Consider the following 21,615-nt stretch of genomic DNA (forward strand, 5'->3'; position numbering starts at 1 on the left):
TCACTGTGTCACACGTGAATGATGCTGGGGAAGACGCCGACCGATGGACCCGCTGGGGGGCGGCCTCGGGAGCACAGCCCCTACCGGAATCCGCGTCGGAGCTCCTGGCGCAGCTACTCGAGCTGACCCCCGCGCCCCCAGCCGTACCCCTGCCCGACGTCGCGATGCCCGCAGCCGAACCCGGCGGCGCGATCCTGGCCGCCCTCCGGGAGGCCGTCGGCACCGAGCACGTGCTGACCTCCCGGCCGATCCGAGCCCGCCACGCCACCGGTCTATCCACACCCGACCTACTACGGCGGCGTCTGGGCCGACTCCACCACGCCCCGCAGGCGGTGGTCCGCCCGGCAGACCACGCCGAGGTCCTCGCCCTACTCGAACTGTGCTCCCAGCACCAGGTGGCCGTGGTCCCCTTCGGTGGTGGCACCTCGGTCGTCGGCGGACTGACACCTACCGCGCCGGCCCACGTCACGATCGACCTGAGCCGGTTGGACGGGGTCCTCGCCGTTGACGCTGTCTCCCGCACCGCGACCCTCCAGGCGGGACTCCCCACCCCCCGCGCCGCGGAGTTGCTCGCCGAACACGGACTCACCCTCGGCCACGTTCCCCAGTCCTATGAATACGCCACCATCGGTGGCTTTGCCGCCACCCGCTCCTGCGGGCAGGCATCAACCGGGTACGGCCGCTTCGACGACCTGGTGACCGCCCTGACCGTCGCCACCCCCCGCGGCACCATCCGGGTGGGACGCGCCCCCGCTTCGGCCGCCGGCCCCGACCTGCGACAGCTCTTCCTGGGCAGCGAAGGAACGCTGGGCGTCATCACCGACGTCACCGTGCGGGTACGACCGATCCCGGCGCAGACCCACTACGAGGGCTGGCGGTTCGACTCCTTCCCCGCCGGGCTACACGCTGTCCGGAGGCTCGCGCAGGAGGGGCCGCAGGCCACGGTGCTGCGGCTCTCCGACGAGGTCGAAACCCTGATCGGGGCGAGCGGCCAGGGCCAGTCCGACGGGGGCTGCCTACTGGTCGTCGGGTACGAGGGCGAGCAGGTTCATGCCACCGCCGAGGCGGCCGCCGCGGTTCTGACCGCGCAGGGCGGCCAACCGCTGGGCGCCGAGCCGGGACGGCAGTGGCTGCGGCACCGCTTCGACGCCCCGTACCTGCGCGACGCGCTGCTGGACGCGGGGGCCTTCGCGGAGACCCTGGAGACCGCGGCGTACTGGTCTCGGCTGCCCGAGGTGCACGAGCGGGTCCGGGCGGCGATCCTGGACGCGCTGCCGGGGGGCGCGCTGGTGCTGGCGCACGTCTCCCACGTCTACGAGACCGGCGCCTCGCTGTACTTCACCGTGATCTGCTCCCCCGGCTCCGATCCGATCGACCGGTGGCGCACCGCGAAGGCGGCGGCCAGCGACGCGATCGCCCGCGCCGGGGGCACCATCACCCACCATCACGGAGTCGGCACCGATCACCGCGACTGGTACGCGGCCGAGATCGGGGAGCTCGCCGTTGACCTGCTCCGCACGGTCAAGCGGCAGCTGGACCCGGCCGGTATCCTCAACCCCGGCATCCTGGTGCCGTAGCCGTACCCCAGCGCGGTGCTGGGCCGAGCTGGCTATTCAGCGCGGGGTGGGCACGCCACTCGGGCAGGCCAGCCGAGGAACCGGTCGAACAGGTCGGCGGCGCTGCCCATGACGCTCGGGTTGAGCCGGTGCAGGTCGTCGATCGCGTCGTGCAGGCAGCCAGCCAGGTAGAGGAACAGGCTCACCGGCACTTCTCGATACTCAGCCAGGAGCGCAAGCTTCGCCGCGCCGCAGGGCCACGGCTGCCCGCATCGACGGCACAGCCAGAACGGACGCAGCGGCAGATGTTCCGACGGCATCTTCGGTCCGACCGCAACAGGAGGCACGCCATGCCTGCTCATCGCGGCTCGCTGTCCCGCGCCTGACGCTCAAACACGATCCGCCACACGTGCGTCAGCAGTGGCGGATCAGCCGAGCACGGCCGCGTCGATGCCGCGATCGGCGCTATGCGGTCTGCTCCCAGTTCGCCGGTCGCAGCGTACCGAGACACATACGTCGTCATCGCCGGCGTCCAGAGGACGCGGGTGCGCGGTGGGCTTGCCCGCATGCTGGCAAGCCCACCGCCGTCGGCCGGCGGCTGGGAGCAGACCGCCGGTCACCCACCCACGCAGCCCTGCTGGCGGTACGCGAATGGGGAATCACCCGTGCGGTCGACGGAGTGCCCGGCACAAGCCCTCGCCGGTGGTTTGGGTCCCATTCCGACCTGTCACCGATCGACACGTCCATCTGGATCTCCCTGCCGTAAGGTTGCCGCTGGCCCACCGGCGCACCGCTTGGATCGGTTGCGTCGGCACAACCAGGCTGGCCCCAGTCGGCGCACGGCCGGAATGTCTCGGCGATGCACCCGCGGTGCACCTACCGTCACCCCATGTGCGGCTAGCATCACCTCCACCGATGACTGTCCGTTCCGGAAGGACATGCGATGACGACGGTGACGACTTGGACCGGCCGGGACGCCAACGCGCTGCGACAGGCGTTACGGATGAGCATGACCGGGTTCGCCGAGCACCTCGGCGCGGCGCGGCGGACCGTGGCCAAGTGGAGCAGCCAGGGCGACAAGGTGCTTCCCCGCGCCGACATGCAGGCCGCGCTCGACACCGTGCTGTCCCGAGCCACACCTGAGGCACGGGAACGCTTCGAGGCCCTGCGTACGGTGGGCACCAGCGGTACAGCTGCGGGTGCCGCACGGCCGGGTGCCGGCGGGCATGCGGATACTGGCGATGGCGGAGACCGCGACTCGGATTCGGGGGGTGACGTGCGACGGAGAGCCCTCCTACGCGGAGTAGCGATCGGCGTCGCTGCCACGCCCAACGTCGCTCCGTTGCTCGACGCGTTCTTCTCGCCCGCTCCCGCAGCGGATGCGGCTCTCACCTTTCCGCAGTTCTCCCGATCCGTCGCCGCCGCCAAGGTCGACTATCAGGCATGCCGGTACGAACGGGTACTCGACCGACTCGTGATGCTATTGCCCTGCCTCGAAGCGGTGCGGTCAGGCGCGACGGGTGAGCAACGGCAACGCGTCGAGGTCCTAGCAGCTGACCTGTACCACGTCGTCGGCAGCGTCCTGCTGAAAGTGGGCGACCGCGGGCCGGCCCTGGTAGCAGCCGAACGGAGTACCCGCGCCGCTGCCCTGAGCCAGGACCCGGTGGCGATTGCCGCGAGCGCCCGGATCATGACCCATGCGCTGATGGGCAACGGCCACGACGACCAGGCAGTCACCCTCGCCGCGAAAGCGGCCGACTCACTCGACCGGGACACCCGCCTCGCGTCGACCGATGCGGTGGCCGTCTACGGTGCCCTCGTCCTTCGAGGGGCCATCGCCGCCGCCCGCCGAGACGACCGGGACACCGCCTACGCGATGCTCGATGGAGCGACCCGCGCCGCGACCCGCCTCGGCTACGACGGCAACGATCGGTGGACCGGTTTCGGCGCCGCCAATGTCCTGCTCCACCAGGTCAACATCGCGCTGGCCCTCGGCGATGCCGGCACCGCCATCGCGGTCGCCCGCACCGTTCCTCTCGACAAGGTGACGCTGGTAGAACGCCGGGCATCTCTGTACGTAGACGTTGCACGCGCCTACACCCAGTGGGGCCGCTACGAACACGGCCTCAACGCGCTGCGCAACGCGTACGAGGTGGCACCCGAGGAGATCCGCTGCCGGCCGAACGTCCACCGCGTCGCCAGCGACCTCGCCATTCTCGCCACCGGCTCCACCCGCACCGCCGCTGTCGACTTCGCCCAGAGCGCCGGGATCGCGCTGTGATCGGCGGTCACCTCCAGATCGTCGTCTGTGGCGCCGGCCCGGCGACCAACGCAGCCCAGCTGGTCAAGGCCGCACAGGGCCGATCCTGGACAGCCACGGTCACCGCCACACCGAGCGCGATGAACTTCATCGAGTCGCAGCCACTCGAAAGCCTCACCGGCGGTCCGGTCCGGTCGACCCACCAATCGCCACCCGGCACCCGCCGGTCGCTTCCTGCCACCGACGCCCTGGTCATCGCCCCCGCGACCTACAACTCGATCAACAAGATCGCCCTCGGTCTAGCGGACAACTACGCCATGACCTCAGTCGCCGAGCTGATCGGCAGGCAGGTACCGACCGTCATCGTCCCGTTCGTCAACGCCGCCCTCGCCGCCCGGGCGCCGTTCCGGCACGCCGTGGCCAGCCTCCGCGACGAGGGGGTACACGTCCTACTCGGCCCCGACGACCAATGGGAACCGCACCCGCCCGGCAGCGGCAACGAGCGGCAGCAAGCCTTCCCCTGGACAACAGCGTTCACGACAGCGGTGCGGCTCGCCCACGAACCTCGACCGCCTGCCACCGGCCACCTCTGAGACATGCAGGAGATCAGCGTGGATGAGTTCTAGTCTGGCCGCAGGTAGCCGTCCACCAACCGGGCCAGTTCCCGGTCCAGGCTGGCGGCGGGAAGACCGTCGGCGACGATCCGAGCGGAGAGCACGAAGGACTGCGTGGTCAGCAGGACAACCCGGGCCATGGTCTCGGCCTCGCCGGGCCGGACCGAGCCGTCGGCCCGGCCGTGGGCGACGGCGTCCACCAGGAACCGCAGCATCTCCTCCTGGCCCGCGCCGCGCCGGTCGAGGAGGTACGGGATCAGCACCTCCGGATCGACATCGCGGATCTTGCACAGCAGCGGGTGCTCGCGCATCACCCGTGCTCCCGCCACCACCCGCTCGACCAGGCGGGATCGAGCGTGTCCCGTACCCTCGTCGGTCGTGGCCAGCAGCACCTGCTGCCACTCCCGGGTCATCAGATCGCCGATCAGCGACTGCGCGTCCGGCCAGCGCCGGTAGACGGTCATCCGGGAGACCCCGGCCCGACGCGCCACGTCGGTCACGGTCGTGCGACGTACGCCGTAGGCCAGGACGCAGTCACGGGCGGCGTCCAGAACCGCGTCCTCGATGCCACGCTCACCGGTCCTACTCCGCTCCACCACGCCGCATGTCTACCATCCCCCCGCTGCTACGGATTCCGGCCAACCGGCCCCTCCGACCGGGCCCCGGTACGGGTCACCAGAAAGCCGAAGGCCGCGGCGGTGAAGAACATGACGATGCCGTAGACCGCACCGGGTACGGCCATCCGGGTGTTGTCGAGCAACGCCGGGCTGAGCGCGACGGTGATCGCCAGGGTGCTGTTGTGGATGCCGATCTCGAATCCGGACGCGGTCGCGGCGCCCCGGTCAACCCCGGCCAGCCGGGGCACCCCGTAGCCGACAGCGAGGCTGAGCACGTTGAACGCCAACACCACCAGGCCGACCGAGACGAAGTAGTCGGCGAGGTTCTCCCGTTCGTTCAGCACCGTGCCGACGACCACCGCGACGAGCACCACGACCGACAGGACCCGGACCGGCCGGTCCAGGCGTACGGCGGCGTGGGGCGCCCGGGCCCGGATCAGCATGCCGATCGCGACCGGGATGAGCACGATGGCGAAGACCTGCAGCACCTTGTCGAACTGCAGACCCAGGCCCCCGCTGTCGGCGAGGAAGTACGCCGCCGAGAGGTTGACCACGATCGGCAGGGTGACCACTGCCAGCACCGAGTTGATGGCGGTCAGGGTGATATTGAGGGCGACGTGCCCGCCGAACAGGTGGCTGAAGAGGTTGGCCGTGGTACCCCCGGGGGACGCGGCCAGCAGCATCATCCCGAGGGCAAGTTCCGGGGCCAGGTCGAAGGCGAGCACCAGCCCGAAGCAGAGCGCCGGCAGCACCAGCACCTGACACACCAGGGCGATGAGGGCAGCTTTCGGATAACGGGCCACCCGCCGAAAGTCCGCCACGGTCAGCCCGAGGCCCAGGCCGAGCATGATGATGCCGAGCGCGACGGGCAATCCGATCAGGGTCAATGCCGAGTCCATGGCAGCACATGATCAACCCTCGCGTTCGCCTCCGCAATCCCCCGGGTGGCTCGCGTTGCCCGGCCTGGACCCGCGTCAGCCGTTGACCACGAGATCCCCGCAGCTCGTCTCATCCGGCAGCAACGGTCGCAGCTGCACCGTCCAGCTCTTGCCGTCCGAGGTCCACGGCGCCGCCACGGTGGTCTCCGCCGCCGTCGCGAGCAGCGTCTGCAGCTCAGCTCCGGTTACGGTCACACAGCCCGGCCCGGTGTCGGCACCGAGGGGCTCGCCGGGCAGCGTCGGCCCGGGCCAGGCCACCTCGGGCTGGCCGAGGCCCTCCGCGTCGCTGAACGGTTCCACGACACCCGCGACCACGGTGGGCACGTAGGGTTTCGCGCTGTCCGCCTTGGTCGGCGCCAGCAGACCCGAATCGCTGGTGAGCGACGCGACGAACGCCCGCAGCTGCGTCCGGGCCGCCCGCTGGTCGGCGGTGAGGCCGGGCGCGTCGGCGCTCGCCTCGGTGAGGGCCGGGACGTCGATCTGCTCGGTGCCGTTCGCGCCGCGTACCGTGAATCGGGTTGTCGGGGCGTCGGCGATCGCCGGAGTGCCGAAGTCCACCGCGCCGTCCAGGCCGGCGGCCCGCGCTGACTCCAGCAGCGTCGACACGTCTTCGGGGGCGATCGGGTGCAGCTGGAGGTTGGGCAGCGCGGGCCCCGGGTAGATCAGGATCGTGGGGCCCTCACTGATCACCCGTCCGTCACCGTAGACGCTGAGGGACGGGATGCGGCTGGCCAGCGCCGACGGCATCCCGAACCCACCGATGGCGGTCATCTGGAACACCACCGCGTCAGCGGGGTGCGGCGCCTCCGGCTGGCCGGGATCGTCCGCGTTGGCCGCCTCACCCTGCGGGCCGCAGGCGGTGACGAGCAGGAGCAGCGACACGGCGGGCGCCGTCCAACGGAGTCGACTATTGGTCATGTCGGATCAGACGTGGCCGGGCGCCGGAAGGTTCCCGTGGGGCGACGATCCCTCGCCGCCCCACAGAAACGCGGTCAGGCTCGACAATCCGGTCAGGTTCGACCGACCACGTCCCGCCGGAACACCAGGCGAGCCGCCTGGGCGGTCACCGCGGCAAGCACGGTCAGTACCAGGACCGCGACCGCACTGACCTCCTCCAACGGATGTTCGCCGACGTGCGCGAAGGGGGACAGCCGCACGGCGCCGGCGGGAATCTCGAGGATCGGGGCGAAGTACCCGACGATCAGCCCGTAGCCGAGCACCACCCAGATCAGCGGCAGCACCCGCGGCGCCACCGCATAGAGCACCGCGGCGGCGGCGAGGAGCAGCCAGACCGCCGGAGTGTGCGCCACGTGGCCGAGCAGCAGGCCACCGAAGGACCCGGCGTCGCCGGTGCTCACCGCCGCCCCGACCCCCATGCCGGTGCCGGCGACCAGCAACAGCCACGGTACGCCGACCGCCGTCACCGCGAGGTGGCTGCCGATCCAGGCCGACCGGCTGACGGCCGTCGCGAGGACCGACTCGGCCCGCCCCTCGCTCTCTTCGGAGCGCAGGGTCTGCATGGCAAGCACCGCGTAGACCCCGACGGCGAGGGCCATGGTGAGCCCCATGGTGCCGAGGTAGCCGTCCAGCAGGTTCTCCGCACCGCCCATGATGGCGACCATGTCCTCGGGTGCATCGGTGAACCCGTCGAGCAGTGGCTGGGTGAACGAGCCGTAGGCGAGACCGGCGGCGAGCAGTCCGAGGCTCCACCCGATCAGACTGGCCCGGTGCAGCCGGAACGCGAACGCGAGCGGCCCGTCCAGCCAGGCCGCCGCCCGGGCCGGCCCCGGGCGGGGCGGCACGAGCCCGGCACCGAAGTCCCGGCGGGCGGAGAGCGCGTACCCGGCGACCGCGGCGGTCACCGCGAAGGCCAGCGAGATCACCAGTGGCCACCAGCGGTCGTGCACGTACGGCGCGGTCTGCTGGGACCAGCCGACCGGTGACAGCCAGGACAGCCAGGACGCGCCGCCGCCCTGCACCGCCGCCATGTCACCCAGCCCGCGCAGCACGAACGCGGCTCCGAGCAGGGCACCGGCGGTGCCGGAGGCGGCCCGCGGATACTCCGACAGTTGGGCGGTGACCGCCGCGACCCCGGCGAATACCAGCGCCACCGCACCGACCGAGGCACCGAACAGCAACGACCCCCCGAGGTCGTACCCCCGGCTGGCCATCAGGCCACCGATCAGGATGGCTACGACCGCCGCCATCGTGGCGGCGAGCACCAGCACGGCGGTGAGCTGGGCGTGCCGGCCGACCACGCTGGCGCGGATCAGCTCGGCCCGACCGGAGCGCTCCTCGGCGCGGGTGTGCCGTACGACGGTCAACAGCCCCATCAGGCCCGCGCCGATGGCCACGTAGAGGCCGTACTGACCGGCGAGGAAACGCTCGATGGTCAGGTCGTCGAAGCCGAATCCCGGGCCGCCGAAGAGCGCACCGGCCGGGCTGCCGGAGAAGGCGGTCAGCCCTTCCAGATCCGCTGGGCTCTCGACGAAGGTCTCCAGCGCGGTCGCGAAGTATCCCATCAGCAGCGCCAGGCCGAGGGTCCACGCCGGGAGGCGGATCCGGTCCCGGCGCAGCATGAACCGCAGCAGCGTGCCGGTCCCGGTGACCGGGCCGCCGCCCTGACCGGGCGCGGCGAGCACCGGACGGTTCACCATCACGGTGGCCATCACGCCACCGCCCCGTGGCGGGCCGACTCATCGCCGTAGTGCCGCAGCAGCAGCTGTTCCAGGGTCGGCGGCCGGACGGTCAGCCCGCGTACGCCGAGGTCGCCCAACCGCCGGACGACGACGGCGAGGTGCTCGCCGTCAACCTCGAAGCGGACGTGGCCGTCGATGTCCTGCAGCCCGTGTACGCCGGCCAGGGTGGCGAGCGAGGCGGCCGGGCTGTCGACGATCGCGTCCACGGAGGTCCGGGTCAGGTGACGCAGGTCGGTCAGGGAGCCGGTCTCGACGATCCGGCCCTGTCGGATGATCGAGATCTGGTCGGCCAACACCTCGACCTGGGCAAGGATGTGGCTGGAGAGCAGAACGGTCCGGCCGGCCGCGCAGGCCTCCCGGATGCACTCCTGAAACACCGCCTCCATCAGCGGGTCCAGCCCGGCCGTCGGCTCGTCGAGCAGCAGCAGGTCCACGTCGCTGGCCAGCGCCGCGATCAGGGCGACCTTCTGCCGGTTGCCCTTCGAGTAGGTCCGCCCCTTCTTGCGCGGATCGAGGTCGAAGCGTTGGCACAGCTCGTCGCGGCGAACCGGGTCGGTCCCGCCGCGCAGGCGGGCGAAGAGGTCGATCGCTTCACCGCCGGTCAGGTTGGGCCAGAGCTCCACGTCGCCGGGGACGTAGGCGAGCCGGCGGTGCAGTCGCACCGCGTCGGCCCACGGGTCGCCGTCGAGGAGCCGGACCCGGCCGCGGTCGGCGCGGAGCAGCCCCAGCAGGATCCGGATGGTGGTGGACTTGCCGGCACCGTTGGGGCCGAGGAAGCCGTGCACGGTACCGGTCTCGACCCGCAGGTCGAGACCGTCCAGTGCCTTGATACGGCCGAAGTGCTTGTCGATGTGTTGAATATCGATTGCCGTGGTCATGGTGGTAGACCTCGTTCGAGGGAGGACCCCGGGCAGGGTTGAGCCCCGGGGTTGGTCCGATGTCGTCGGTCACGCGGAGCCACAAAGAGTCGGTGAGCCGCCGCGGAGAAGATTCACGCCGAGGGGCGTGACAGCCGGTACGCAGTGCCTGCTGCGTCGCCCACCGCAGGCGGGTCCGGGACGTACATCAGATAGTCATCCAGCATTGAGCGGTCGACGTGCAGCCCCTGGGTGAAACGCGCGAGGACCGGCGCCGTGATACCGGTGGCACCGCGGTGCGGGCCCGATGCGGTCCCGGTGGCACCGCGGCGCGGACCCGTGGTGCCGAAGCCACCAACCCGAGTCTCGACAACGCCGCCGTCGGATGCCACCCCGATAGATTAAACAGTCGTTCAATGTTGGGCAAGCACGTACCGGGCCGAGGCGTCCGGTCCAGCGCCAACGACCAGTGCCGCGAGTCCGGCCGCCGCCGGGACGCCCTAGGGTGGGCGGATGTCCCGCTCCGCACCCTCCGACGATCACCCCACCGCCGCACCGAACCCGCTCACCCAGCTCACGCTGGAACAGCTGCGGCGACGTACCAGTGTGAAGTGGGGCAGGTACGCCCCGGACGTGCTTCCGCTCTGGGTGGCGGAGATGGACGTCCCCCTCGCCCCCGCCGTCGCCGACGCGCTACAGCGCGCCATCGCGCTCGGCGACACCGGCTACGCCCACCCCACGGGGTACGCGGAGGCGTTCGGCAAGTTCGCCGCCGAACGCTGGGGCTGGACCGACTTCTCCCCCGGCCGAACCGCGGTGGTAGCCGACGTGATGCTGGGCATCGTCGAGGTGCTCCGGCTGGTGACCGACCCCGGCGACGCCGTGGTGGTCTGCTCCCCCGTCTACCCGCCCTTCTACGCGTTCGCCCGGCACGCCGGACGGCAGGTCGTCGAGGCCCCGCTCGGGGCCGACCTACGGATCGATCTCGCCGCCCTCGACGAGGCCTTCCGGCGGGCCCGGGCCCGCAGCAACCGGCCGGCCTTCCTGCTGTGCAACCCGCACAACCCCACCGGGGTGGTACATCGCCGCACGGAACTCGAGGCCGTCGCCGAGCTGGCCAACCGGCACGGCGTACGGGTGATCTCCGACGAGATCCACGCTCCGCTGGCGCTGCCGGGGGCAGACGTCACCCCGTACCTGACCGTGACCGGCACCCAGGATGCCTTCGCGGTAACCTCCGGCTCCAAGGCATGGAACCTCGCCGGTTTGAAGGCGGCACTCGCGATCGCGGGACCACGCGCCGGGGCCGAGCTGGCCCGGATGCCGGAAGAGGTCAGCCACGGGCCGAGCCACCTGGGTGTGGTCGCGCAGACGGCCGCCCTCCGAGCCGGCGGGGAGTGGCTCGATCACCTCCTCGACGGACTCCACGCCAACCGCGCCCGGTTGGAGGCGCTGCTGGCCGAGCACCTGCCCACCGTCGGCTACCACCGCCCCGAAGGCACCTACCTGGCCTGGCTGGACTGCCGGCATCTCGGCCCGCACAGTGCCCAACCCGACAGCGCACCCGGCGAGGACAGCGCCGGGCCGGCCCAGCTGTTCCTGGAACACGCGCGGGTGGCCCTCAGCTCCGGGCACGCCTTCGGCACCGGTGGCGCGGGCTGGGTCCGGCTGAACTTCGCCGCCTCCCCCGGCATCCTCACCGACGCCGTCACCCGGATGGGCCGGGCCGTCCGGGAGGTGGGAACCACCGCCGCGAAGTGATCCACAACAGTTGGCGGCCCCGAACCGGCGAGAGACCGGCGTGCCGGGAACGTCGTACGCTACCGTTCAGCACAATGCTCAGCCGTCCCGTACGGGCATTTGTGCCCGTCGTTCGCTCCGAACGGCGACCGGAGGTACCCACCGTGACCGACGACACCGATGTCACCTCGTGGGCTCTCCAGGCAGGGCGCGGTGACCAGAGGGCCGCCGCCGCCTTCATCCGGGCCACCCAGCAGCAGGTACGGCGCTTCCTGGCCGCCCTGATCTCCCCAGCCGAGGCGGACGACCTGACGCAGGAGACCTACCTACGCGCGCTGCGGTCGCTTCCCTCATTCGCCGGCCGCTCCTCCGCGCGTACCTGGTTGTTCAGCATCGCCCGGCGGGTCGCGGTGGACCACGTGCGGACCGCCACGTCCCGGCCGCGGACGGTCCCGATGACCGACTCCCACGACATCACCGACGCCGACGAGAGCAGCTTCGACCGGCAGGTCGCCCTGGAACAGATCATCGCGGCGCTGCCGACCGACCGCCGGGAGGCATTCGTCGTCACCCAGGTTCTCGGCCTCTCCTACGCGGAGGCCGCACAGGTGTGCGGCTGCCCGGTCGGGACGATCAGGTCCCGGGTGTCCCGGGCTCGGGAAGACCTGGTTGTCGCCCTACAGGCCCGCTCCAGCAGGTCGGCCGGGCACACCGCAACCGGTTGAAGACCTTCCCGTCCCGCACGGGAACCAACGCCGGCACCGGTCCGACTACCGGTACATGGGGTGTGAGCAGTGGCGCGAGGTGTTGTCGGCGCAGTTGGACGGGGAGGAGACCCCGGCTGAGCGGGCGGCAGCCGACTCCCACCTGGCCAGCTGCAGTGGGTGCCGGACGTGGTTCGACCAGGCGGCGGCGATCACCCGCCGGGCCCGGCTGTCGGTCAGCGTGATCGGCCCCGACCTCACCGATGCGGTCCTGGCCGCACTTCCCGCAACGGCCCCGGCAGCCCCGGCCGGGTCAACGACGCGGCCGCCGGGGCGGCAGCGGCTGGTGATCGCCCTGCGCGCAGCACTCGGGCTGACCGGGGCGCTGCAGGTCCTGCTGGGTCTGACCCAGGTCGGTCAGGCGGCGGCAGGCCCGCACATTCACGCCGGCGGACCGCTGGCCTCGGGCCACCTGTGGCACGAGGCAGCGGCGTGGAACATCGCCGTCGGTGCCGGGTTCCTGTTCGTGGCCGCCCGCCGCACCCCACCAACCGGGCTGCTGCCCATGTTGAGCGCCTTCGTCGGCACACTGGTACTCCTGTCGGTCAACGACCTGATGACCGGCCGGGTGGAGACCGCCCGGCTGGTCAGTCACGGGTTCCTCTTCGTTGGCTATGCGATCGTCGTGGCCATGTCCCGGCCGGGCCTACGCCCGGACGGCCCGCCCACCGGCCTTCGCGCTGATCGTCCCCGCTGGCGCATCCAGGCCGAGGATGAGCCGCCCGCGCCGGGTCTGCGGCTCGTGTCCCCGCCGGTTCCGGGTACGGCGTGCCATCGGGACAACGCGGCGGCCTGAGCGTCCCGATACCGGTGATGTTGCTAACCGAATCACCGGGAACTTTCCCGCCCTGCCGAACCGACCAACAGTCGACACCGAACTCAGAGAGGTCCTACATGCCAAGCAACGTCACCGGTCGGCGCCTACGCCCGGCCGCCCTGGTCGCCGCTGCCCTGCTGACCGCCGCCATGGCCGGTTGTGGCTCCTCCGGCGACTCGTCGGCGACCAACCCAACCCCGTCGGGGACGACCGCTCCGGCGGCGGATGCCCCCGCCGACGTGGTCGGGGTCAACGACCCGTGGGTGAAGGCCGCCGACAAGGGGATGACCGCGGCGTTCGCCACCCTGGTGAACGAGAGCGACGCCGACGTGACCCTGACCGGCGTCAGCACCGAGGTGTCGCCGATGGAGCTGCATGAGATGGCCATGAAGGATGGGGAGATGGTCATGCAGGCCAAGGAGGGCGGCATCGTGATCAAGGCGAAGAGCAGCCACATGCTCGAGCCCGGCGGCGACCACCTCATGATGCTGGATCTGCAGCAGCCGGTGCGGGCCGGGGATGAGCTGACCTTCACCCTCACCTTCGCCGACGGTCGGACCCAGTCCTTCACCGCGGTGGCGAAGCCGTTCACCGGCGCGGAGGAGAGCTACGACCCCGAGCACAGTATGCCGGATATGTCCATGAGCCCCAGCGCAGCGTCGTGACTGGGAGCGGCCCCCGCGCGGTGAGTCGGCGCGGTCTACTCGCGGGCGGCGCCCTGGCCGCCGGTGGCGCGCTCGGCGCCACCGTGGCGGTCACCGCCGTTGGCTCCTCGGACGGCCCCGCGACCCGCCCCGCCGAGCTGGCGCCGGTGGCGGAGATCGGGCTCGCCGTCGAACCGTTCCACGGGACCCGCCAGGCGGGGGTCGCCACCGAGCCGCAGGCACACGCGGCGTTCGTCGCGCTCGCCCTCCGACCGGAGACGGACCGGGAGGCGCTGGGACGGATGCTGCGACTGCTCTCCGACGACGCCGCCCGCCTCACCCAGGGCCGTCCCGCCCTGGCCGACACCGAGCCGGAGCTCGGGCTGCTGCCGGCCCGGCTGACGGTGACCTTCGGCTTCGGCCCCGGTTTCTACCAGGCGGCCAACGTCGACGAGCGGCGGCCACCATCGGTGGCCGCCCTCCCGGCGTTCCGCATCGACCGGCTCTCCCCCCGCTGGTCCGGCGGGGACCTGCTGCTGCAGATCTGCGCCGACGACCCGCTGACCGTCGCGCATGCCCAGCGGGTGCTGGTGAAAGACAGCCGCCCCTTCGCCACCGTCGCCTGGGTTCAGCAAGGCTTCCGGCGCGCGGCCGGGGCCGAGCCGGGGCGCACCCAACGCAACCTCTTCGGCCAACTCGACGGCACCGCCAACCCGAAGCCGGGCACTCCCCTGGATACCGCGGTGTGGGTACCGGACGGGCCGGCCTGGCTACGCGACAGCACCACCCTGGTCGTCCGGCGAATCAGCATGAACCTGGAGACGTGGGACCTCCTCGGCCGCACCGACCGGGAGTTGTCCGTCGGCCGCCGGCTCGACACCGGCGCGCCGCTGACCGGCACGGACGAACACGACGAGCCCGACTTCGACGCCCTCGGGTCGGGCGGGCTCACCGTCATCCCGGACTTCTCGCACCTGACCCGCTCCCACGTCACCGAGGACCGGCTCCGGATTCTGCGCCGCCCCTACAATTACGACGGCGTGCCCAGCGCCGACGGTACTGCGGACAGCGGCCTGATCTTCGCCTCATACCAGGCCGACATCACCCAGCAGTTCCTACCCATCCAACGACGGCTGGCCGAGCGGGACCTACTCAACGAGTGGACCACCCCGATCGGCTCCGCCGTCTTCGCGATCCCACCCGGCTGCTCCGAAGGCGGCTGGATCGGCCAGCAACTGCTCGGCTGACCTCGACAGGAGAACCATGCGGACCAACACCCGCCCGAGACCCGCCGGCTTCCTCGCCGCCGTCCTCGCCGCCGCCGCGCTGCTGCTCGTACCGGCCGCGCCGGCTGCCGCGCACAATTCCCTGAAGACCACCACACCGGCCAAGAACGCCGAGCTGGACAAGGCGCCGGCCGAGATCACCCTGGAGTTCCTCCAGAAGCTGGATCCGGCGTTCACCACCATCGTCCTCTCCGACGCCGCGGAGCAGAAGGTCCCCACCGGTGAACCCGTGGTCACCGGGGCAAAGGGCACGATCAGCATCGACGGAACTCTCGCGAACGGCACCTACACCGTGGCGTACCGGGTCGTCTCCGCCGACGGGCACCCGGTCCAGGGTTCGTACGCGTTCACCGTCGCCGACCCCGCTGGGGTCGAGGCGCCAGCTCAGACGCCGGCGGAGTCGTCCCCCACGGCCGAGCCCACCACACCGCCGACGGAGCCTGCGGCGGCCAGCCCGGTGGCGGCGACCGACAACGACGGCGGCGGCAGCGGGATCGGCACGGCGGCGATCGGCGGCGGGATCCTGTTGGTCCTGGTGGCCGGCGGCCTGGTGCTCTTGCGCCGCCGACGCGGCACAGCCTGACCAACGGGTGCCAACGGGTGCCGAGCACGGCCCGGCACCCGTTGGCGCCGCTGTCCCAGCGGGATCAGCGCCGTTGCCACGGCCGGGCGGCGGGACCGCTGCCCCGGCCACGCCACGCAGCGGGTTGCGGCGATCACCGGTCATCCGGCACAGCCTCGTTGAGCAGCTCGGCATCGTTGAGCAGCTCGGCATCGTTGAGCAGCTCGGCATCGTTGAGCAGCTCGGCGAGTTCGGTCACCGCCCGCGGACGAGCCCCCGCCAGCTCCGGAATCCGATCCAGGAGCCGGTGCACCAGCGGCGCCCACGCCGGCACCAGGTGTGCCGCCGCGAGCAGGCCCTCATTGGCAAGGCCGTCCGCCCTGGCTACGGTCCGCACGCCACCGCCGGAGACCACCGCCACCGCGTCCGCCCAGCGGAAGGCGAGGTCGACATCGTGAGTGGAGAGCACCACCGTCGTACCCGCCGTGTGCAGGTCGTCCAGGGTGCGCAGCAGTGCTTCCACCCCGGCCGGGTCGAGCCCGGCGGTCGGTTCGTCGAGAATGAGCAGCCGCGGGTGCATCGCGACCGCACCGGCGATGGCCACCCGCTTGCGCTGGCCGTAGGAGAGCAGATGGGTGGGTCGCTCGGCGATCGCCGACACACCGAGCGCCGCCAGTGCCGCGTCACAGCGCCGCCGCACCTGCGCGGCCGGGAGCCCCAGGTTGACCGGCCCGAAGGAGACATCCTGCCGGACGTTGGCGGAGAAGAGCTGGTCGTCCGGGTCCTGCACCACCAGTTGCACCTGCTGCCGCAGCTCCCGTAGGCCGGCCCGGGTGTGTCGCACCCGGGTGCCGGCGACGGCGATCTGGCCCGTGGCGGGCCGCAGCGCGCCGGCCGCCAGTCGGAACAGCGTCGTCTTGCCGCCGCCGTTCGGGCCCAGTACGGCCAGCCGCTGACCAGGGTCGATCCGAAGATTGACCCCGGCCAGGATCGACCGACCCGGCTGGTAGGCGAAGCCCACCTCATCGAACTCCAGCAGCGAGGCGTTCACCAAGGGGACACCAATCCGGTGCTGACCATGACAATCGCGCCGAGCAACGCCGTGGTCGCCGCGACGAACGGCACCGATACCCGGTGGGCCGCCACCTGCACGGCGAGTGAACCGGTGTAGCCCCGCACCGCCAGTCCCTCCTCCAGCCGCCGCGCTCGGTGCAACGCCCGGACGAACACCGCCCCCGCCTGTCCGGCCAGCGACCGGTAGGCGGTCCGCCAGGTACGGAAGCCAAGCCGGGCCGCCTGCGCCTGTCGGACCGCATGCACGCTCTCCACCAGCAGGAAGAGCATCCGGTACGTCAGCGCGGCAACCTCGGTGACCGCCGGGGGGATCCCCAGCCGGTGCAGTCGTGGCAGGACATCCGACAACGGTGTGGTGGCGGTGAACAGCAGCAGGCAGGTCAACGCCGCCACGGACCGGCCCGCGGTCTGTACCGCCAGCGGCACGCCGGCGGGGTCGATGGCCAGTCGGGCCGGAGCCGGCATCGACACGAGCAACGGGACGGTCGACGTGGCCACGAAGAGCAGCGGCACCCGGGCCGCCCGCAGCACCACGACCAGTGGCACCCGTGCGGCGGCCAGCAGCACCGCCGCCGCACCACCGGACAGGAACGCGGCGGGCCAGGTGGGCAGGGCCACCGCACAGACCAGCAGCCCGAGCGCGAGCAGCGCCTTCTCGGCGGGGTGCCGACCTCGCCAGGGACCGGTGTGCGCCGCGATGTCGAGGGCGAACACGCTAACCGCGCTGCCGATCGACAGCGTCGCGCTGCCGCTGCCGGGTCCGGGCAACACCGAAGTAGTAGCCGAGCAGGCCGGCGCCGAGCGCAGCCTGGAGGGCGAAGAACGCCGACTCCAGCTCGGCCGACGGCGGCTCGTAGATCGGCGAGAACCACGGCTGGTAGTCCGGATGATCGTCGACGATGGCCTGTTCGGCGAGGGCGTCCGCGCCGGAGAAGGGTTCCTCCCCCGACCCGAGGCCGAACGCCAGCGGCACCACCGCCAGGAGCAGCACCGCGAGCAGCAACAGCAGGTTGACCCAGGAGAAGCGCCTCATGCCCGTACCTCCGCCGCCGGGCGCAGCAGGCCGAGCCGACGCAGGTCATCCCCGCTGGTCCGACTCAGCAGGCGGACCACCAGAACGGTCAGCAGTCCCTCGCTGATCGCCAGTGGAATCTGGGTCACGGCGAAGATCCCGCCGAACTTCGCCAGCGCACCGCCGACGCCGGCGACCGGGTCGGGGAACGCCAGGGCCAGCTGGGCGACGGTGACACCGTACGTCGCCAGGCTGCCCAGGGCCGCAGCGGCGAACACCGCCGGGCCCAGTCCACCGCCAGCACGACGGACCATGGTGTAGCTCCCATACGCCACCCACGGGCCGACGATCGCCATCGAGAAGATGTTCGCGCCCAGCGTGCTCAGCCCGCCGTGGGCCAGCAGCAGCGCCTGGAACAGCAGCACGATGCCGCCCAGCACACTCATCACCGGCGGTCGGAACAGCACCGCCCCCAGCCCGGTGCCGGTCGGGTGGGAACTCGACCCGGTCACCGACGGGATCTTCAATGCGGACAGCGCGAAGGTGAAGGCACCGGCCGCGCCGAGCAGCAGTTTCGAGTCTGGATCTGCACGGACCTGCCGGACCAGGGCCCGGCTCCCGTGTACGACGAATGGCGCGGACACGACGAACCACGCCGCCGCCTGTTCCGGAGGGAGATACCCCTCGGCGATATGCATCGAATGACCTTCCCTTCCAGCACCTCGTGGATGAGATCCGTGTCAAGGCCGGTCTCCTGGCTTCCGGATCGACGTTCACTCCAGCCTTCCCAGGCCTGGTTGGGCCCAGTGGCACAGTCAGAGATCACTACCCGGTCACAGTGGCGAGGGCCGCGCCGGTCTTCCACCGGCTTCCCGTGCACCTTGACGGCGAGAGGCTATCGGGCACCCGCCCAGACGGCAAGCTGTCGATTCACGCCAATCGCTACCCGCCTCCGCCGGCTGCGGCGAACCGAACGCCACGCTGCGCCACGAGCCGAGAGCTTCAGCACAGGCCGGTTCCCGGTTTCCTGGCCGTCAGGAGGGCGTAGCCGAGCACACCATCGGTGACCGCGGCCCGGGCCGCGGCCAAGACCGTCGGGGCCCGGTCGAAGTCCAGGCCGAGCGCCGCCGCCTGATCCGCGGCGGTCATCCGCAGCACGGTCAGGCGCGCCTCGATCTGGTCGATCATCGTGGTCACCGCGGAGTCGTGCCGTTCGGTGTGGGTTGTCGTCAACCCCGCGCCGGCCAGCAGGGCGACGTACTCATCGAGGGGACGCGCATCGGCAACGCAGGCGATCCACGCTCCCAACCCGGTCAGTTCGGGGGGCAGCCGGTCGGGGACGGCGACAACATCGGCCAGCCCGAGTTGCCCGCCCGGGACCAGCACCCGGGCCAGTTCCCCCGCTGCGGTGGGCTTTTCGGGGAAGGTGCAGAAGGCGCATTCGCAGACCACCACCTCAACCGAGTGCGAGTCGACAGCCAGCCGCTCGGCGTCTCCCCGCCGAAACCGCACCTGGTCGGTGAGGCCAACGGACCGGGCCACCCGGGTGGCCGCCGCGACGTTGGGACCGGCGAGGTCCACACCGGTCACCGTGCAGCCGTACTCGGACGCCAGCAGCAGCGCGCTGGTACCCCGTCCGCTCGCCACATCGAGCACGCGTTCACCGCCGGTCAAGGCCAGTCGGGTGGCGAGTCGGCGGGTCAGCGACGAACCACCGGGATGGTATGCCTCGCCGAGGAGCAGGGCGACCAGGTCCGAACCGTAGACCGCGGCGCAGCAGCCCTTCGGGTCCGCTGCGGGCTCACTCCCCGTCACCGGATCCGCCGCCCGACGTTGGTGGCGTCCGGTGCCACCCGCCGCTCGGCGGCGACGCCGTCGGAACGCTGGGCGACCTTCGACCCGTACGGGGAGTCGGTGATCATCGAACGCAGCGCGAGTGCGTTGGGCACCACGTCGGCGACCGGCACCCCGGACATCTGCTCGCGGACCTGTTCCCGGTAGCCGACCGAGTTGTAGGCGCAGAACGGGATCAGTCTGCCGTCCGGGGTGATCTCCTCGACGCAACACTTCATCAGCTGCCGCACATTGAGGGTGTACGGGTCCTGGAAGTCCTGGATCACGATCATGAAGGCCCGGTCGGTCAGGTTCGCCACCGCCTCGGGTAGGTTGACGCCGCAGGCGTCGGCACAGTCCAGCGCCGCGGCGGTCTGGGCGAGGCGCACGTTGGTCGTGTCGGTGCCCATGAATGCCGACGCCGACCACAGCTTCTCCAGCGCTTCCCGGACAGCGGGGTCCGGCACCACCCGGTTGGTGACGTAGTCGAGATGGTCTGCCACATCGAGCAGCCGAGGAATCGGCACCACCGCGAAATCCTCGGCGCCGGGCGTGCCCGAGGTGAGCAGATAGGTAATCGACCGGCAGGTCGGGAAGCAGCACGGCACCGGGAAGAAGTCCTCGGCCCGGAACCAGTCGGGCCGCTGCCGCGCGACGAGGTGAATGATGTCGGAGTTGGTCAGCCGGGTCAGCGGGTCGAAGGGCGTGTGTCGGCCGGAGTGGGTGACCGGCTGGAACGAGACGCTGCGCACGGCCGGGTGCGCCAGGCCGTGGCTGATGATGGCGCCGAGTTCGTGCTCGTTGAGCCCTCGTTCGACCGCGGCCACCAGGGTGACGGTGAGGCCGGCCTCGGCGCAGTTGTCCAACGCGCGCTGCTTGATCTCACGCAGGTCCCGCCCCCGGATCTCCCGGTGTGTCCGCTCGTCGAACCCGTCGAACTGCAGGTAGATGTTGACCGCCCGGTCGGGACGGTTCCGCTCGCCGAGCGCTGCCACGAACCTCCGGTCGCTGGCGAGCCGAATTCCGTTGGTGTTCAGGTTGACGGCCCGAATCGGGCGGGCCTGGGCGGCGTCCACGAAGTCCAGGATCTGCCGGTGGATGGTGGGCTCTCCGCCGGAGAACATCACCACCTCGGCCTCGCCCTCACTCGCCACGAAGACGTCGAGCATCCGCTCACACTGCGCGAGGCTGATGGCGTACCCGTCGGGCTGGTGACCGGAGTCGGCGAAGCAGATCGGGCAGTCGAGGTTACAGCCGGTGTTGACCTCGATAATGCCCAGACAGGCGTGCTGCTTGTGTTCCGGACACAGCCCACAGTCCGCCGGGCAGCCGTCGCGCACCTCGGTCTGGAAGGTCAGCGGGATCGTGCCGGGCTTGTTGAAACGGGCGCTGTCGAGGTACATCCGCGCGTCGCCGTACACCAGCGCCTCGAACTGGCCGTGCTCCGGACAGCGCTTCCGCAGGTAGACCTTGTCGTCGCGGAGGTTGACCTGTCCGTCGACGACGACCTTGCAGACCGGGCAGATCGACTTTGTGTACTCGACGAACACCTCATCCCGGTCCCGCTTCATGGCTCTCACCATTCCACGCCGCACTGCCCCGGCACGCCGGCTTGGTCGAATACCGCCCGGCGTGGCTGACCGGCCGACACTGCCCCGCCCCGTGCTGGCGGGCGGGCGGAGGGCAGCCCGGCACCGGCACGTCAGCGCGACACTGGCAGGTCAGCCCGGCACTGGAGCACGAGCGCGGAGCAGGTCCGCAACCTGCACACACCATTCGCGATTTTCCTGCTCGAAGCGACGTCCCCGCAGGCAGGTGAGGTACGGTCCGATCCGGTTGCTCTCGCGCAGGAACGTCTCCTCGGTCAGGTCACCGCGCAACTGCCGGAGCATCCGGTCGAAGAGTTCCACCTTGGCGGCGGCGATGACCGCCCGCTCCTCGAGCTGGGCGATGACCGGTGCCGGGTCGAGTCGGTCCACGGCCTGGACCATGACGAGCAGGTCCTCCCGGGTCGACGACGGCTTCGACGGCACGGCGGCGAAGGAGGCCAGTTCGGCGAGGCCGGCGGGGGTGACCGTGAACAGCCGTTTGTTGGGGCGGTCGTGCTGGATGACCTGACGACCGGTGATCAACCCCGCCCGTTCCAGCTTGGTCAACTCGGCGTAGAGCTGCTGGGGCACCGCGTACCAGAAGTTGGAGCAGGAAACATCGAAGATTTTGGCCAGCTGGTAGCCGCTGTACTCCCCATCGAGCAGCACCGCCAACACCGCGTGCCGCAGCGCCATGGCCACACCTCCCGCTCCGGGTGAGGACGGAGTTCGGCGGGCCGGCACCGCCTCGCC

General features: G+C 71.2%; 24 protein-coding genes and 1 riboswitch. Of the genes, 9 read left to right on the forward strand and 15 right to left on the reverse strand.

What is annotated here, in order from left to right; genetic code table 11:
• Positions 1 to 14: 14 nt before the first annotated feature.
• Complete coding sequence (locus H0524_RS05675; protein ID WP_180197706.1) at positions 15 to 1,577, forward strand: FAD-binding oxidoreductase; 1,563 nt, start codon at positions 15 to 17, stop codon at positions 1,575 to 1,577.
• A 32-nt stretch (positions 1,578 to 1,609) separates the two neighbouring features.
• Here H0524_RS05675 and H0524_RS05680 read toward each other — a convergent pair whose 3' ends face one another.
• Together H0524_RS05680 and amcA are read right to left on the reverse strand one after the other, a co-directional pair.
• The gene (locus H0524_RS05680) at positions 1,610 to 1,918 is read right to left on the reverse strand and encodes a hypothetical protein (RefSeq protein ID WP_180197707.1); all 309 of its coding nucleotides are present in this window, start codon (positions 1,916 to 1,918) and stop codon (positions 1,610 to 1,612) included.
• A complete protein-coding gene (gene amcA / locus H0524_RS25260) occupies positions 1,915 to 2,124 on the reverse strand; it encodes a multiple cyclophane-containing RiPP AmcA (RefSeq protein WP_309225019.1) in 210 nt (69 codons plus the stop codon). The genes H0524_RS05680 and amcA overlap by 4 nt, the downstream gene beginning before the upstream one ends.
• Positions 2,125 to 2,499: 375 nt before the next feature.
• Here amcA and H0524_RS05685 point away from each other — a divergent pair, with 375 nt between their 5' ends.
• Complete coding sequence (locus H0524_RS05685) at positions 2,500 to 3,837, forward strand: hypothetical protein (protein WP_180197708.1); 1,338 nt, start codon at positions 2,500 to 2,502, stop codon at positions 3,835 to 3,837.
• Positions 3,834 to 4,409 carry a flavoprotein gene (locus H0524_RS05690; protein WP_180197709.1) on the forward strand — a complete coding sequence of 192 codons (576 nt, stop codon included), beginning with the start codon at positions 3,834 to 3,836 and terminating at the stop codon, positions 4,407 to 4,409. Before H0524_RS05685 ends, H0524_RS05690 begins: the two co-directional genes overlap by 4 nt.
• 29 nt (positions 4,410 to 4,438) lie before the next feature.
• Here H0524_RS05690 and H0524_RS05695 read toward each other — a convergent pair whose 3' ends face one another.
• The 6 genes from H0524_RS05695 to H0524_RS05720 all read right to left on the reverse strand — a co-directional run bounded on the left by H0524_RS05695 (position 4,439) and on the right by H0524_RS05720 (position 9,933).
• Entirely contained in the window at positions 4,439 to 5,029 is a 591-nt protein-coding gene (locus H0524_RS05695) for a TetR/AcrR family transcriptional regulator (protein WP_018724710.1), read from the reverse strand.
• Between the two features lie 26 nt (positions 5,030 to 5,055).
• A complete protein-coding gene (locus H0524_RS05700; protein ID WP_018724709.1) occupies positions 5,056 to 5,946 on the reverse strand; it encodes a bile acid:sodium symporter family protein in 891 nt (296 codons plus the stop codon).
• Between the two features lie 75 nt (positions 5,947 to 6,021).
• Positions 6,022 to 6,903: a hypothetical protein gene (locus H0524_RS05705; protein ID WP_180197710.1), complete on the reverse strand. Its 882-nt coding sequence runs from the start codon at positions 6,901 to 6,903 to the stop codon at positions 6,022 to 6,024.
• 92 nt (positions 6,904 to 6,995) lie between these two features.
• Positions 6,996 to 8,654 (reverse strand): ABC transporter permease, encoded by a 1,659-nt coding sequence (locus H0524_RS05710; protein WP_180197711.1) that lies wholly within the window; start codon positions 8,652 to 8,654, stop codon positions 6,996 to 6,998.
• Positions 8,654 to 9,562 (reverse strand): ABC transporter ATP-binding protein, encoded by a 909-nt coding sequence (locus H0524_RS05715; RefSeq protein ID WP_180197712.1) that lies wholly within the window; start codon positions 9,560 to 9,562, stop codon positions 8,654 to 8,656. Before H0524_RS05715 ends, H0524_RS05710 begins: the two co-directional genes overlap by 1 nt.
• A gap of 113 nt (positions 9,563 to 9,675) precedes the next feature.
• Positions 9,676 to 9,933: a hypothetical protein gene (locus H0524_RS05720; protein WP_018724705.1), complete on the reverse strand. Its 258-nt coding sequence runs from the start codon at positions 9,931 to 9,933 to the stop codon at positions 9,676 to 9,678.
• A 121-nt stretch (positions 9,934 to 10,054) separates the two neighbouring features.
• Between H0524_RS05720 and H0524_RS05725 the strand changes: the two genes are divergently transcribed.
• The 6 genes from H0524_RS05725 to H0524_RS05750 all read left to right on the forward strand — a co-directional run bounded on the left by H0524_RS05725 (position 10,055) and on the right by H0524_RS05750 (position 15,375).
• Positions 10,055 to 11,302: a MalY/PatB family protein gene (locus tag H0524_RS05725; RefSeq protein ID WP_180197713.1), complete on the forward strand. Its 1,248-nt coding sequence runs from the start codon at positions 10,055 to 10,057 to the stop codon at positions 11,300 to 11,302.
• Between the two features lie 143 nt (positions 11,303 to 11,445).
• The gene (locus H0524_RS05730) at positions 11,446 to 12,006 is read left to right on the forward strand and encodes a sigma-70 family RNA polymerase sigma factor (protein WP_180197714.1); all 561 of its coding nucleotides are present in this window, start codon (positions 11,446 to 11,448) and stop codon (positions 12,004 to 12,006) included.
• Between the two features lie 55 nt (positions 12,007 to 12,061).
• Positions 12,062 to 12,841 carry a zf-HC2 domain-containing protein gene (locus H0524_RS05735; RefSeq protein WP_180197715.1) on the forward strand — a complete coding sequence of 260 codons (780 nt, stop codon included), beginning with the start codon at positions 12,062 to 12,064 and terminating at the stop codon, positions 12,839 to 12,841.
• Between the two features lie 98 nt (positions 12,842 to 12,939).
• Positions 12,940 to 13,527 (forward strand): copper chaperone PCu(A)C, encoded by a 588-nt coding sequence (locus tag H0524_RS05740; protein ID WP_018724701.1) that lies wholly within the window; start codon positions 12,940 to 12,942, stop codon positions 13,525 to 13,527.
• Complete coding sequence (locus H0524_RS05745; RefSeq protein WP_180197716.1) at positions 13,524 to 14,753, forward strand: Dyp-type peroxidase; 1,230 nt, start codon at positions 13,524 to 13,526, stop codon at positions 14,751 to 14,753. The genes H0524_RS05740 and H0524_RS05745 overlap by 4 nt, the downstream gene beginning before the upstream one ends.
• 16 nt (positions 14,754 to 14,769) lie before the next feature.
• Complete coding sequence (locus H0524_RS05750) at positions 14,770 to 15,375, forward strand: copper resistance CopC family protein (protein ID WP_180197717.1); 606 nt, start codon at positions 14,770 to 14,772, stop codon at positions 15,373 to 15,375.
• Positions 15,376 to 15,508: 133 nt separating this feature from the next.
• Here the strand turns inward: H0524_RS05750 and H0524_RS05755 are convergent, their stop codons facing one another.
• From H0524_RS05755 to H0524_RS05785, 7 genes are all read right to left on the reverse strand, one after another.
• Entirely contained in the window at positions 15,509 to 16,405 is an 897-nt protein-coding gene (locus tag H0524_RS05755; protein ID WP_180197718.1) for an energy-coupling factor ABC transporter ATP-binding protein, read from the reverse strand.
• Positions 16,402 to 17,142: a cobalt ECF transporter T component CbiQ gene (gene cbiQ, locus H0524_RS05760; protein ID WP_180197801.1), complete on the reverse strand. Its 741-nt coding sequence runs from the start codon at positions 17,140 to 17,142 to the stop codon at positions 16,402 to 16,404. Before cbiQ ends, H0524_RS05755 begins: the two co-directional genes overlap by 4 nt.
• Before the next feature lies 1 nt (position 17,143).
• Positions 17,144 to 17,461 carry an energy-coupling factor ABC transporter substrate-binding protein gene (locus tag H0524_RS05765; RefSeq protein ID WP_018215766.1) on the reverse strand — a complete coding sequence of 106 codons (318 nt, stop codon included), beginning with the start codon at positions 17,459 to 17,461 and terminating at the stop codon, positions 17,144 to 17,146.
• Entirely contained in the window at positions 17,458 to 18,138 is a 681-nt protein-coding gene (locus H0524_RS05770; protein WP_180197719.1) for an energy-coupling factor ABC transporter permease, read from the reverse strand. Before H0524_RS05770 ends, H0524_RS05765 begins: the two co-directional genes overlap by 4 nt.
• 28 nt (positions 18,139 to 18,166) lie before the next feature.
• A riboswitch (cobalamin riboswitch) is annotated at positions 18,167 to 18,339 on the reverse strand.
• 103 nt (positions 18,340 to 18,442) lie between these two features.
• The gene (locus tag H0524_RS05775; RefSeq protein WP_180197720.1) at positions 18,443 to 19,255 is read right to left on the reverse strand and encodes a class I SAM-dependent methyltransferase; all 813 of its coding nucleotides are present in this window, start codon (positions 19,253 to 19,255) and stop codon (positions 18,443 to 18,445) included.
• Positions 19,252 to 20,844 carry a radical SAM protein gene (locus tag H0524_RS05780; protein WP_180197721.1) on the reverse strand — a complete coding sequence of 531 codons (1,593 nt, stop codon included), beginning with the start codon at positions 20,842 to 20,844 and terminating at the stop codon, positions 19,252 to 19,254. The genes H0524_RS05775 and H0524_RS05780 overlap by 4 nt, the downstream gene beginning before the upstream one ends.
• 150 nt (positions 20,845 to 20,994) lie before the next feature.
• Positions 20,995 to 21,558, reverse strand: coding sequence for a PadR family transcriptional regulator (locus H0524_RS05785; protein WP_180197722.1), 564 nt, complete (start codon positions 21,556 to 21,558; stop codon positions 20,995 to 20,997).
• Positions 21,559 to 21,615: the final 57 nt, after the last annotated feature.

The sequence above is a fragment of the Salinispora sp. H7-4 genome (assembly GCF_013416675.1).
GTDB classification, from domain to species: domain Bacteria; phylum Actinomycetota; class Actinomycetes; order Mycobacteriales; family Micromonosporaceae; genus Micromonospora; species Micromonospora vitiensis.